The following is a 12,046-nucleotide window of genomic DNA, read 5'->3' as shown; positions in this document are numbered from 1 at the left end:
ACCATCACCCCGCTGCAGTTTTTGCGCCGCCTATTCGCCATCCTGCGGCGATCCGGAAACCGGTTCGGCAAGCAGTTCATCACGGCTGGTCCGGGCGATACGGTCGAGTACGCCGTTGACCAGTTTGTGCTCGTCTTCCTCGAAAAAGGCGCGTGCCACATCGACATATTCGTTGATGACGACTTTGGCCGGAACATCCTTGCGGGCAATCAGTTCCCAGGCCCCTGCCCTCAGCACCGCCCTGAGCAGGGTTTCAATGCGGGCAAGCGGCCAGTCCGGCGGCAGGTTTTTGGCGATAACCGGATCGATTTGCCGCTGCTCTGCCAGTACACCCGACAGCACGGCACGGAACCATTGCGGGTCGGCCTCGCGATAGATCTCTGGGCTTTCGCCGGGATCGACTTCCTTGCCAAGGCGGAAATTCTCGAACTCGGCAACCACGTCCATCAGCCGGGCCGAAGTCAGATCCATCTGGTAAAGCGCCTGCACGGCCGCAAGGCGCGCAACGCCCCGCTTGTTGGCGGCCTTGGAAAGCTGTGGTGCCGGTTCAGCCATTGCCGCTGCCCAGCCTGTTTTTCAACTCGATCATGGCAAGGGCCGCACGGGCCGCAAAACCGCCCTTGTCGAGACGGGCCGGATCACAGCGTTCCCATGCCTGTTCGGCGTTTTCGGTGGTCATGATGCCATTGCCGAGCGCAAGGCGCTTTTTGACCGACAGGTCCATCAGGGCACGGGCAGATTCGTTTGCCACGATGTCGAAATGATGGGTCTCTCCGCGAATGACGACGCCGAGCGCCACATAGCCATCATAGGCCTTGCCGCCATTCTTGGCGGCCTTGGCCGCAAAGGCGACGGCGGCCGGAATTTCCAGTGCACCGGGCACGGTGACGACATCACAGCTCGCGCCGGCAGCTTCGATTGCCGCCTGCGCACCTTTCAGCAAGGCGTTGGAAAGATCGTCGTAAAAACGCGCCTCGACGATCAGGAGATTCAGCTTGTCAGGCATTGCGGATTTCCGTCACTGGATCGCCGGCAGGGGCGGCGAATTCGATTGGCCGGGAGAAACCACGCAGCGCCCGCTTTGGCAAGGGGAAAGTCCTGCTCGACTGGTGTGCACGGCGCGCATGGCAACGGTTCGAGCCGCAGAAACCCAACCGGCGTTCAACGGCTGTTGGATTGGGCGATCACCCTTGCATGCAACTGATCGTTGTCGCCAAGGGGGATGTGCGAAGACTTGTAGACCTTGCGCTCAAAAATCGTCGAGGTGTTGCCCTTGGCCATCCTGACCCGGGCGCGGGTGCAGTCGATGTAGGAACAGGTCAGATTGTCGGCCTTGCGCACATTATCGGGAACCGGCTGCAAATGTGTACCGTCCACAATGCCCAGATAATTGACCGGCACACCTTTCTTGTCGAGTTCGCCGGCAATCACCGTGACAAGGTCGGCGCCGAGCGAAATCCCGATCAGATTGATCATGGTGTCGGGATTCTGCCGCCAGGCCGCCTCTGCATCGGCAATCACCTTGGGAGCGATAATGGCAGGGCCCTCGACAATGCCCATATAGGAGTAGATTTTTGCCTGCGGCATCTTCTTTTTCAGGTTGCGAAAACCGTAGCCAATGAAGGGCACTGCACTTAACAGGCCGTTGATAAGATAGGTCTTTTTCGGTGATTGCGCAGCGGGCGCAAGGCCACCTTCCAAAGAGGGCTCCAGTGCATCGGATGACGGGCGCACCGCAGCAGGATCAAGGGCTGCCAGCGCAGGCGCGGATTGCGTGGTAGCGCTCAGGGTATCCGGCCGGGGTGCAGCGGGGGTATCAACGCCCGGCAGCGCGGTATTTGCCGGGGGCTCCTGCGCCGCCATTGCCTGCAGGCTGTCAGGACGGGCAACCGTTTGCGGTTGCGGCGCGATGGAAGTTTCAAGCTCGCTTTCAGACGATGTTGATGCCGATTCGAGCACATCGGCCGACTGGCATGAGGCAAGCAGGATCGCACCGGCCACCAGGCCGGCAATGGCAATCGGTTTTCCTGCAAGCTCAGTCAAAGTGCGGCACCCTTCAGATTCTGCAAGCCATGCCCGGCCTGCGGCAGGAAGCGCCATACCGGGGAACCTTGACCGGAACATGGCATAAGCTGTTCAGCTTTCGCGCTGCTCCAGCAGACGGGCGGCATAGCGGGCCATCTGGTCAACTTCCAGATTGAGGCTGTCGCCTTCCCTTCGTTTGCCCCAGGTGGTTACTTCCAGCGTATGGGCGATCAGCAGCACATCGAAACGATTGCCGCTAACGCCGTTAACGGTAAGCGAAGTGCCATCGAGGGCAACCGAACCCTTGGGCGCGATGAACCTTGCCAGGGCTTCAGGCGCTTCGAGCGTAAAACGGGCCGCCTCCCCTTCCCGGGTCACCGAGACAATCCGCGCCAGGCCGTCCACATGGCCTGAAACCATATGGCCGCCCAGTTCATCCCCCATTTTCAGCGAGCGTTCCAGGTTCATGCGCTCACCCGTTTTCCAGCCGCCCAGCGTTGTCAGCCGCAGCGCCTCTTCCCAGACCTCAACCTCATGCCATCCGCCGTTTTTGCCATCCCCCTTGGCAGTGACGGTCAGGCAGACGCCGGCATGGGCGATCGATGCGCCAATGTCGACCGTCGCATAGTCATACGCCGAACGAATGCGGAATGCCTTGCCGCCATCGCGCTGCGTAATCGCGTCAAGCGTGCCAATTTCGGTAACGATACCGGTGAACATGATGGGTTACCTTTCGTTCAGCGTGCCGTGTACCGCGTCAGCGTATCCTCGCCAAGGGTGAGTGTTTCGCGTTTTTCGAAGGCCGCCAATTGCCGCTCTCCCACCGGCGATGTGACCGGTTTGCCCGTGCCGCCGATTTTGCCGGCACCGTTAAACAGCATCACCTGATCAACCAGGCCTTCCTGCAGAAAAGCAGCAGCGGTTTTTGCGCCGCCCTCAACGAGGACCGAGTGAATGCCGGCCGCTGCCATATCCTCCAGAAGTTCGGGCAAGGCAACACGGCCCTTCTCCATCTCGCAGGGCATGATGGTGCATCCCGCCGCTTGCAATGCAAGACGGTGGGCCTGCGGCACGGCCTCACCCAGAACGATAATCGTGCGCCCCTGGCCAGCCGTTCTGATCGCTGCCGCGCCTGGCTGCACACGGCCATTGGGATCGAGCACAATGCGTATGGGTGAGCGGCCTTGAAGGCCGGGCAGCCGGCAGGTCAGTTCCGGGTCGTCCTCGATTACCGTTGCAGCGCCGACCAGAATGGCGTGATGGCGTGCGCGCATCAGATGGCTTTGTGCGCGGGCAACCGGACCGGTAATCGCAACCTGTCCCTTGCCTTCAATGCCGATGAACCCGTCGGCGGAAACCGCAAGTTTCAAAGTCACTTGCGCCCGGTTTTTCGCTTTTTGAATCAGATAAGCCGCCAGGCCTTCAGCCGCCTCTTTTGCCATGCAGCCGGCGGTAACGTGGATCCCTTCGGCCCGCAGCATGGCATGGCCTTTTTCGTTTACCCGCTCGTCGGGATCGACCACCGCTGTGACCACCCGGGCAATCCCGGCATCAATCAGCGTTTGGGCACAGGGCGGGGTGCGGCCGTGATGGGCACAGGGCTCCAGCGTCACATAGGCGGTGGCGCCTTTTGCCAGACTGCCCGCTTCGGCCAGGGCAATCGGCTCTGCGTGGGGCCTGCCGCCGGGGGCCGTGATGGCGCTGGCAACAACATACCAGCCCTCACCGTCATCGCGCACCAGTACACAGGCAACCGAGGGATTGGTGCCCGTCAGCCCCTCATTGCGCCGCGCCAGGCGGATGGCCGCCGCCATATAGCGTTGATCGATACGGTTGTGATCCATGCCGGAATTGGTAGCGGGTGAAGGGCCGATAGGGAAGAGTGCAGAAGGGGTTTGACAGGCAGCGGCCAGCACGCAGCCGCCAAGCACCAATTACTCCTCCGCGTTTCCTATCTCGTGCAGGAACCCTTCAAAGTCCTCCGCTTTCTGGAAATCCTTGTAGACGGAGGCGAAGCGGACATAGGCGACTTCGTCAATCTGCTTCAGCCCGTCCATCACCAGCATGCCGATTTCGCCTGAAGGGATATCGCCCTCGCCGCGGCTTTCGAGCTGGCGCACAATGCCGGTAATCATGCGCTCGACGCGTTCGGGGTCCACATCGCGCTTTCTGAGCGCCGTCTGCACCGAGCGGGTGAGCTTGTCACGGTCGAAAGGAACGCGCTTGCCGGATTTTTTCGCCACGGTCAGTTCACGCAGCTGCACGCGTTCGAAGGTTGTGAAGCGGCCACCGCAATCGCTGCACACCCGGCGGCGGCGGATTGCGGTGTCGTCTTCCGTCGGACGGGAGTCCTTCACCTGGCTTTCAGTTGAGGAGCAATAGGGACAGCGCATGGTTTCAAAGCAAGTAGTGGATAGCGAAACAGCGAATAGCGTTTGAAACGCTGCAGCGCCACCCCAATTCGCAATTGGCTACTCCCAATTCGCTTACCCCATATAACCATACATCGGGAACCGTTCTGTCAGTTCGATGACTTTCTTTTGTACCGCAGCTTCCACATCGGCATTGCCCTCGTCGGAATTTGCAGCCTTCAGCCCGTCCAGCACTTCAGAGATGAAGTTGCCGATTTCGGCAAATTCCGCCTTGCCGAAGCCGCGGGTCGTGCCGGCCGGCGTGCCAAGGCGCACGCCCGAGGTAACAAACGGTTTTTCCGGATCGAAGGGAATGCCGTTCTTGTTGCAGGTGATGTTGGCACGGCCAAGGGCGGCCTCGGCGCGCTTTCCCGTCGCATTCTTGGGCCTTAGATCGACCAGCATGAGATGGTTGTCGGTGCCGCCGGAGACAATGCGCAACCCGTTGGCGGTAAGGCTTTCAGCAAGTGCCTTGGCGTTGTCGGCAACGTCTTGCGCATACTGCTGGAAGCCCGGCTGCAGCGCCTCGCCGAACGCCACCGCCTTGGCGGCGATCACATGCATCAGCGGGCCGCCCTGAAGACCGGGAAATACGGCGGAGTTGATCTTTTTGGCAATGGCTTCGTCATTGCTCAGGATCAGACCGCCGCGCGGGCCGCGCAGGGATTTGTGCGTGGTGGAGGTCACCACATGAGCGTGCGGCACCGGCGAGGGATGAACGCCGCCGGCAACAAGACCTGCAATATGCGCCATGTCGACCATCAGATAGGCCCCGATTGAATCGGCGATCTCACGGAAGCGCTTCCAGTCCCATACGCGCGAATAGGCGGTGCCACCGGCAATGATCAGCTTGGGCTTGTGTTCCCTGGCCTTGGCTTCCACCGCATCCATGTCGAGCAGTTCGCTGCCCTCGGCGACGCCATAAGAGATGACGTTAAACCACTTGCCGGACATGTTGACCGGCGAGCCGTGGGTCAGGTGGCCACCGGAATTAAGGTCAAGCCCCATGAAGGTGTCGCCGGGCTGCAGCAGGGCCAGAAAGACGGCCTGGTTCATCTGCGAACCGGAATTGGGCTGGACATTGGCGAACTCGGCGCCGAACAGTTTCTTTGCCCGCTCGATCGCCAGTTCCTCGGCGATGTCGACGAACTGGCAGCCGCCATAGTATCGTTTGCCGGGATAGCCCTCGGCATACTTGTTTGTCATGATCGAGCCCTGGGCCTCCAGCACGGCGCGCGACACGATGTTTTCGGAGGCGATCAGCTCGATTTCGTGGCGCTGGCGGCCAAGTTCCTTGTCAATCGCGCTGGAAATCTCCCCATCCACCTCCTCCAGCGGCTTGTTGAAGAAGTCGGTGAGCGCTGCAGATTTCTGTTCAATGGACTGATCCATGCGGAGGCTCCTGATCGGGTGCTGTCAGAGATTGTGACACAATGGGGGACTGGCTATACCAAACCGGCTTCATAACCAATGGCCATATCGGTATTGACGGTATTCGGCGCTGTTTTCCACAAAATGCGCTTAAACGCCGCATTCGCTCAAAACACCCGTGTTTTTGCGCCGTTTTTGGATGGGATTTGCGACGTGACAGCAAAACCGGGGCGCCGATGGGGGCTCATGCCGGAAAATTCATCCCCAACTTGCTACCAAAGCCTGCAAGCCCGCCAACCTTGCCCACCCACCTTGCCCGCCCGCCTTGCCCGCCAGCGGCAAACCGGCATAGTGGGCCCATGACACTGCGCCTTGCCCATATCTCCGACATCCATCTTGGTCCCCTGCCCAAGGTGAAGCGAAGCCAGCTTTTTTCAAAGCGTATCACCGGCTATGTCAATTTTCGCCGCAACCGGAGAAATGTGGACCAGCCGCAGATCACCGCAAAACTCGTTTCCTTCCTCAAACGGCTAGCGCCCGATCACACCGTGATCACCGGCGACCTGATCAATCTGGGGCTGGAACTGGAATTCGAGAATGCCGCACGCTGGCTTGCCGGGCTGGGCGAGCCTGCCGACAACACCGTCGTTCTGGGTAATCATGATGCCTATGTGCGCGGGGCGCGGGACAAGGCCATGATGGCCTGGCAGGAATGGATTTGCGGCGATGACGGCAAGACCATCCGCAATGCGGATGATTATCCGGTTGTGCGCAGGCGCGGCAAGGTATCGCTGATCGGCTGCAATTCGGCGCGCGCATCCGCACCCTTTCTTGCAACCGGCTATTTCAAGAAGAAACAGGCCAGAGGGCTAGAGGAAATCCTGGATGCCGAACATGCAGCAGGCCAAATCACGGTCATCCTGATCCATCACCCGCCCTACCCCCGGGCAACGGCGCGCCACAAGCGCCTGATCGGCCTGTCGAAATTCACCAAAGTGATCGCCAAACACGGCGCCGACCTCATCCTGCACGGCCATACCCATCTGGCAACGCAGGCTTCACTCAAGGGGCCGGACGGCAAGGTGCCGGTCATCTGCGTGCCCGCGGCCTATCAATGGCCCGGCCACCGCAAGCCGCCTGCGGGCATCAATCTCTTCACGGTGAGCGGCCATCACGGCAACGCGCAGATCGCCCTGGAGCGCTATGCCTATAGCGGAACCCCGGGCGAGGAAATCACCCTGGCGGAAAAAACCGTGCTGTCGGAATAGCCTGCCCTGAAGACAGGCTTGTTTAAGGCAAATAGGGTTACTGGAACCAGGCCATGATGTCCGCGCCATAGCGCTGCCAGCCGAGCAGTGCCACAACACCGGCGGCGATGCCCAGCAGGAACCAGGAAATCACTTCCCCAATGCCCCGGCCCCTGACCTTGCCGTTTGCGGAAACAGATTCGCTTTCTTCCGGCCGGTCGAAATCGTAATCGCGCATGGCAGTCCATTCGCCCTCGATCATCCGCTCGCGCTCGAGAATGCGCTCGGCGACATAGTTCGACACCATTTTCGACATCCGCTCGCGGTCCTCGGAATGTCCAAGAATGGTGCGGCCCATCCTGGTATCCTTGACGAACTCGTATTCGCGGCGGTCACGGCCCATGCGGATATAGGAGGTCATGTCTATCCAAAGGCGCGGGTTTTCACCGCTGGTCAAGGCAAATTCGAACTGGTCGTTGTCGTCCGGAATTTCCTTGAACAGTGGCTGCAGATCCTTTGCCAGCAGTTCAAGGCGGGCAATCCTGGCCTGTTTCATCTCGATGACCACATCGTCCCGAGCTGCCTGATCGTCGCGCACCCGCTCCATGGCCTCGGCAAGATCACTGACCTTGCTTTCGATCTGCTTTGCATCCAGTTCGACTTCCGACATATCCCGTCTCCATGCGCAGCTTGAAGGCAACCGGCCTGCCGCGGTAACAATTCGTTAACTTATAGACAAAATTTGGCCGGAATACAGCCCTGCCGGTTGGGCGGGCACAAAATGCAAAAGGGCTGCTTCAAGCAGCCCTTTCACCGGTTCACCCATGAAAATCAGCCAAGCGAGCGGTTGCAGGCCGAAATCAGCGCCTCAAGCGAGGCAGCTACAATGTTGGTGTTGATGCCCACGCCGAAGACGGTTTTGCCGTCAATGTCGGTTTCCATGTAGCAGATGGCGGCCGCGTTCGAGCCCTGTTTGAGCGAATGCTCGGAATAGTCGCGCACGCTGACCGACTTGCCGAGGTGTTTTGAAAGCGCGTCGGTAAAGGCGTCGATCGGGCCGGTGCCCGTGCCCTCGACCACCATCTTGCTGCCCTGGTCGGTAATCTCGGCTTCAATGCGGCGCGTTCCCTGGCCGGCGGGATCTGGATAGGTCGAATGATCAACAAAGGAAAGCCGCGCACCGGGCTGATTGACGTAGGCTGCCAGGAATTCGTCATGGATGCGCTGGGGCGAGAGTTCCCTGCCTTCAGTATCGGTGATCGCCTGGATGACTTCGCGAAACTCCATCTGCAGCTTGCGCGGCAGGTTGATGCCGAAATCCTCCTGCAGGATATAGGCGATGCCGCCCTTGCCCGACTGCGAATTGATGCGGATGATCGCCTCATAGGTGCGGCCCACATCCTGGGGATCGATCGGCAGATAAGGCACTTCCCACAAGGGCTTGTTGGCCTTGCGGATGGCCTTCATGCCCTTGTTGATCGCGTCCTGGTGGGAGCCGGAAAAAGCCGTGTAGACCAGTTCGCCCACATAGGGGTGGCGCTCTGGAATGCGCAGCTGGTTGGCGTATTCATACACCTTCTTCATCCGCTCGATGTCGGAACAGTCGAGTTGGGGATCGACCCCCTGGGTGAACATGTTGAGCGCCAGGGTGACGATGTCCACATTGCCGGTGCGCTCGCCATTGCCGAACAAAGTGCCTTCCACCCGGTCGGCCCCGGCCATCAGGCCCAGTTCAGTCGCCGCGATGCCGGTGCCCCGGTCGTTGTGGGGATGCAGGGAGATGATCAGGTTTTCGCGGTTGTCGAGATTGCGGCACATCCATTCGATCTGGTCGGCATAGATGTTGGGCGTCGACATCTCCACCGTTGCCGGCAGGTTGATGATCAGCTTGTTGTCGGCATCGGGCTGGATGATTTCCGTCACCGCGTTGCAGATTTCGAGGGAAAAATCGAGTTCGGTGCCGGTAAAGCTCTCGGGCGAATACTGGAAGCGGTAACCCCCGCCGCCCTGTTTGGCGATGGCGTCTTCGGCCATGTCGCGGATCATTTTGGCCGCATCCATCGCAATCTGCCTGATGCCGTTGCGGTCCATGCCGAACACCACCCGGCGCTGCAGTTCGGAGGTGGAATTGTAAAAATGGACGATCGGCCGGTTGGCGCCTTCCAGCGATTGGAAGGTCCGCGTGATCAGTTCGGGCCGGCACTGCACCAGCACCTGAAGCGAAACATCGTCGGGCGTTCCCTTCCCATTGGGGCCCTGTTCCACGCACCAGCGCGCGAAGTCGAAATCCGTCTGGGAGGCGGAAGGAAAGCCGATCTCGATTTCCCTGAACTTCATGTCGAGCAGCAGGCGGAACATGCGCTCCTTGCGGTCATGGCCCATGGGATCGATGAGCGCCTGATTGCCGTCGCGCAGGTCGACGGAACACCACACCGGTGCCTTGGTGATCGCGTTTGAGGGCCATTGCCGGTCCGGCAGGTCGACCGGCTGGTAGGGCTGGTATTTGGATGCCGCCATGGGCATTACCGGTTTGATGCCGGCCGGCTTGATATCGGGTTTTGCAGTCATGGAGTTCGCTCGCTGTCAATCGGATCGGCGCTGCGATCCGGTTATCTCAAATCTGTTGTGGGAGACAAGGGGCTGGGGCGTTCGAAACCGAACCATTTCGACCGCCGAACGCCCTCCTTAAAGCCGAGCCCGACGGTCGCCGCTAAGGCCGAGTAGGGCCAGCAGGAAATAAGCAACAGGCTTGATGGCGTGCGTCGTCATGAATCAACTATGCGCGAAGAAACCCAAAAGGGCAAGGGAGATTGGGTTGGGGTGGGGGAGTGCTGAGATGCTGAATGACGGAATGGGGCGGGAAACGGTCATTCGCGGCGTGTGTGAGCTAGGCATGCAGCTATGGGGAAAGCTGACGTTCATCAACCGAGATTTCTCGGCTCTGCTCTGCACTGCCGCAAGTCGGCTCGGAGCCCAGAGTGACTGATGCTGCACAACGCTCAAGCGGCTGCTTTTGCTCATCAGCCGCTTGCCATACCGGCGATCATTGCACCTAACGCGACAAGGTGGACAAGCATGAGCGCCCTATCCTTCCATAGCGCGCCGACCGCGAACCACCCCACGACACCGACAAGAAACAGGTAAAGGTTCCAGGGTGTCCAACCAAACCCCGTCGCGGCGTATCCCATGATCTGTATGGCAGATGCACCCCACTTCACTGAGAAGACAAGGCGCTCACGCGGTAATACGAAGTCCAAGGTATCAGACAGCACGGGTCAACCCCCCGTCAATGCGCAGGTTTTGTCCCGTCATGTAACTACCGTTCTCCGAGGCAAGCCAGGAAATGAGAGAAGACACTTCCGAAGCGAAGCCGTAACGTCCCATTGGAATACGCGCTTTGCGATCTTCTGTTTCGGGCAGGCTGTCTATGAAGCCCGGCAGGACATTGTTCATACGAATGTTCTCTGACGCATACTTGTCCGAATAGAGCTTTGTGAATGCGGCAAGCCCGGCTCGGAAGACCCCCGACGTTGGAAAAAGCGGATCGGGTTCGAATGCTGCAAAGGTTGAGATGTTGATGATCGCCCCGCCGCCCTGCGTCTGCATAGAGGGTGTGACAAGTCGCGTTGGGCGTATCACGTTCATTAAGTAGACTTCCATCCCTTGATGCCAGTCGTCGTCGCTGATTTCTAGGACCGGCCCTTTCGGCCCGTGGCCAGCAGAGTTGACCAAGATATCGATACGGCCCCAACGTTCCTTCGCACCCTCGACCAAAGCGCTAAGTGCTTCTCCATCAAGGTTAGAGCCAGTCACACCAAAACCGCCGAGTTCGTCGCCGAGCGCTTCACCCTTGCCGGACGAGGACAGAATGCCGACCTTGAACCCGTCTTCCGCCAATTTGCGTGCTGCATTCGCACCCATGCCGCTGCCTCCAGCTGTTATCAGAGCCACTTTTTCTACTGTCATTTCTCGTGTCCTTTCATGTTTGAGCCTTATATTATATATCAATGGAGAAAGCTCGATTGAGAATTGATGTTACATGGCAGTAGAAATACTATTGCGAAATGCCTGAACTTCCCCCACTCAACAGTTTGCGTGCTTTTGATGCAGCAGGCCGCCGCCTCAGTTTCCGCTCAGCCGCTGATGAATTGGGTGTCACGCAAGGGGCTGTTGCGCAACAAGTGCGCCAGCTCGAAGCGCATCTTGATGTGGTCTTGTTTGAACGGGTTCCGAAAGGCTTGGCTTTTACTTCAGCCGGGCGCAGCTATCATAACAGGATAGCAGGGATATTCGCTGACCTTCGATCCGCAACTGCGGAATTGAAGCCAGAGCCGAACAAAGTCATTATCAGCGTCACTCCGACCTTTGCTGCGAAATGGCTTATCCCCAATCTACCGGACTTCACAGCAGCCCACCCGAATATTGACTTGCGGATCATGGCTACTGAAAAAGTCTCGAGCTTTTATAGCGACGGGATAGACCTTGCAGTGCGCCAAGGATCGCCGCCCTTTGGCGCATCATTGGACGTATCGTTTTTGTTCAAGCAATCGTTAATCGCGGTCGCCGCGCCAATGTTTGCGGACAATGGTGACAATCCTCTTGATCCAGAAACACTTGCAAAACAGCCGAAGGTCCATGACACCCATGACTTATGGCCAAGCTATCTTGCGCATATGGGTGTTCAGGACAGGTCTCGTCGACACCTTCGTCTAAGCCAGACGTCTCTTGCGGTTGATGCAGCCATCGCCGGGCAAGGCGTGGCCTTGGTAAGCCGGTTTCTGGTGGCTCATGACCTTGAAACCGGACGATTGGTCGAGGTAGGCGCGGCGTGGGACGCAGGCAAGAATGACTTTTATGTCCTCATGCCGCGAACCGCCAAAAACAATAAGTCGGTGGCCAACGTTTTGACATGGCTCAAGTCGCGCTCCGCCGAAGATACCCAACTACATTGAATGAGGGCGGTCATACAGATCATTCGGACGAACGGCAGAA

At 59.0% G+C, this 12,046-nt stretch carries 13 protein-coding genes; 2 read left to right on the top strand and 11 right to left on the bottom strand.

Going from position 1 to position 12,046, the window contains the following annotated elements:
• Positions 1–30 precede the first annotated feature (30 nt).
• The 7 genes from nusB to glyA form a co-directional block, all read right to left on the bottom strand.
• On the bottom strand, positions 31–555 hold the full coding sequence (nusB, locus tag BVL55_RS05630; RefSeq protein ID WP_075996087.1) for a transcription antitermination factor NusB: 525 nt from the start codon (positions 553–555) through the stop codon (positions 31–33).
• Entirely contained in the window at positions 548–1,006 is a 459-nt protein-coding gene (locus BVL55_RS05625) for a 6,7-dimethyl-8-ribityllumazine synthase (protein WP_075996086.1), read from the bottom strand. Before BVL55_RS05625 ends, nusB begins: the two co-directional genes overlap by 8 nt.
• A 155-nt stretch (positions 1,007–1,161) precedes the next feature.
• Entirely contained in the window at positions 1,162–2,043 is an 882-nt protein-coding gene (locus tag BVL55_RS05620; protein ID WP_156892436.1) for a hypothetical protein, read from the bottom strand.
• A 93-nt stretch (positions 2,044–2,136) separates the two neighbouring features.
• Positions 2,137–2,745 (bottom strand): riboflavin synthase, encoded by a 609-nt coding sequence (locus tag BVL55_RS05615; RefSeq protein WP_075996084.1) that lies wholly within the window; start codon positions 2,743–2,745, stop codon positions 2,137–2,139.
• A gap of 17 nt (positions 2,746–2,762) precedes the next feature.
• Positions 2,763–3,956 carry a bifunctional diaminohydroxyphosphoribosylaminopyrimidine deaminase/5-amino-6-(5-phosphoribosylamino)uracil reductase RibD gene (ribD, locus tag BVL55_RS05610; protein ID WP_205410847.1) on the bottom strand — a complete coding sequence of 398 codons (1,194 nt, stop codon included), beginning with the start codon at positions 3,954–3,956 and terminating at the stop codon, positions 2,763–2,765.
• Positions 3,957–3,959: 3 nt separating this feature from the next.
• The gene (gene nrdR / locus BVL55_RS05605) at positions 3,960–4,418 is read right to left on the bottom strand and encodes a transcriptional regulator NrdR (RefSeq protein ID WP_075996083.1); all 459 of its coding nucleotides are present in this window, start codon (positions 4,416–4,418) and stop codon (positions 3,960–3,962) included.
• 93 nt (positions 4,419–4,511) lie between these two features.
• Positions 4,512–5,828, bottom strand: coding sequence for a serine hydroxymethyltransferase (glyA, locus tag BVL55_RS05600; protein WP_075996082.1), 1,317 nt, complete (start codon positions 5,826–5,828; stop codon positions 4,512–4,514).
• Between the two features lie 338 nt (positions 5,829–6,166).
• Here glyA and BVL55_RS05595 point away from each other — a divergent pair, with 338 nt between their 5' ends.
• Positions 6,167–7,075 (top strand): metallophosphoesterase family protein, encoded by a 909-nt coding sequence (locus tag BVL55_RS05595; RefSeq protein WP_075996081.1) that lies wholly within the window; start codon positions 6,167–6,169, stop codon positions 7,073–7,075.
• 37 nt (positions 7,076–7,112) lie between these two features.
• Here the strand turns inward: BVL55_RS05595 and BVL55_RS05590 are convergent, their stop codons facing one another.
• The 4 genes from BVL55_RS05590 to BVL55_RS05570 form a co-directional block, all read right to left on the bottom strand.
• The gene (locus BVL55_RS05590; protein ID WP_075996080.1) at positions 7,113–7,724 is read right to left on the bottom strand and encodes a hypothetical protein; all 612 of its coding nucleotides are present in this window, start codon (positions 7,722–7,724) and stop codon (positions 7,113–7,115) included.
• A gap of 161 nt (positions 7,725–7,885) precedes the next feature.
• Positions 7,886–9,622, bottom strand: coding sequence for a 2-isopropylmalate synthase (gene leuA, locus BVL55_RS05585; protein WP_075996079.1), 1,737 nt, complete (start codon positions 9,620–9,622; stop codon positions 7,886–7,888).
• A gap of 452 nt (positions 9,623–10,074) precedes the next feature.
• Positions 10,075–10,326, bottom strand: coding sequence for a DUF6552 family protein (locus BVL55_RS05575; RefSeq protein ID WP_205410846.1), 252 nt, complete (start codon positions 10,324–10,326; stop codon positions 10,075–10,077).
• Positions 10,316–11,020, bottom strand: a complete 705-nt coding sequence (locus BVL55_RS05570) for an SDR family oxidoreductase (RefSeq protein WP_075996077.1) — start codon at positions 11,018–11,020, stop codon at positions 10,316–10,318. The genes BVL55_RS05575 and BVL55_RS05570 overlap by 11 nt, the downstream gene beginning before the upstream one ends.
• A gap of 98 nt (positions 11,021–11,118) precedes the next feature.
• On the opposite strand from BVL55_RS05570, the gene BVL55_RS05565 reads away from it, so the two are divergent.
• Positions 11,119–12,006, top strand: coding sequence for a LysR substrate-binding domain-containing protein (locus BVL55_RS05565; protein WP_075996076.1), 888 nt, complete (start codon positions 11,119–11,121; stop codon positions 12,004–12,006).
• The last annotated feature ends 40 nt before the right edge of the window (positions 12,007–12,046 follow it).

Source organism: Salaquimonas pukyongi, assembly GCF_001953055.1.
In the GTDB taxonomy this organism is placed as follows: Bacteria; Pseudomonadota; Alphaproteobacteria; order Rhizobiales; family Rhizobiaceae; genus Salaquimonas; species Salaquimonas pukyongi.
This window is presented reverse-complemented; position numbering and strand designations above follow the sequence as displayed.

What these genes read in the sequence shown, in the direction of transcription:
- nusB (WP_075996087.1), bottom strand. Translation starts at nt 555, where the DNA reads ATGGCTGAACCGGCACCACAGCTTTCCAAGGCCGCCAACAAGCGGGGC.
- BVL55_RS05625 (WP_075996086.1), bottom strand. Translation starts at nt 1,006, where the DNA reads ATGCCTGACAAGCTGAATCTCCTGATCGTCGAGGCGCGTTTTTACGAC.
- BVL55_RS05615 (WP_075996084.1), bottom strand. Translation starts at nt 2,745, where the DNA reads ATGTTCACCGGTATCGTTACCGAAATTGGCACGCTTGACGCGATTACG.
- nrdR (WP_075996083.1), bottom strand. Translation starts at nt 4,418, where the DNA reads ATGCGCTGTCCCTATTGCTCCTCAACTGAAAGCCAGGTGAAGGACTCC.
- glyA (WP_075996082.1), bottom strand. Translation starts at nt 5,828, where the DNA reads ATGGATCAGTCCATTGAACAGAAATCTGCAGCGCTCACCGACTTCTTC.
- BVL55_RS05595 (WP_075996081.1), top strand. Translation starts at nt 6,167, where the DNA reads ATGACACTGCGCCTTGCCCATATCTCCGACATCCATCTTGGTCCCCTG.
- BVL55_RS05590 (WP_075996080.1), bottom strand. Translation starts at nt 7,724, where the DNA reads ATGTCGGAAGTCGAACTGGATGCAAAGCAGATCGAAAGCAAGGTCAGT.
- leuA (WP_075996079.1), bottom strand. Translation starts at nt 9,622, where the DNA reads ATGACTGCAAAACCCGATATCAAGCCGGCCGGCATCAAACCGGTAATG.
- BVL55_RS05570 (WP_075996077.1), bottom strand. Translation starts at nt 11,020, where the DNA reads ATGACAGTAGAAAAAGTGGCTCTGATAACAGCTGGAGGCAGCGGCATG.
- BVL55_RS05565 (WP_075996076.1), top strand. Translation starts at nt 11,119, where the DNA reads ATGCCTGAACTTCCCCCACTCAACAGTTTGCGTGCTTTTGATGCAGCA.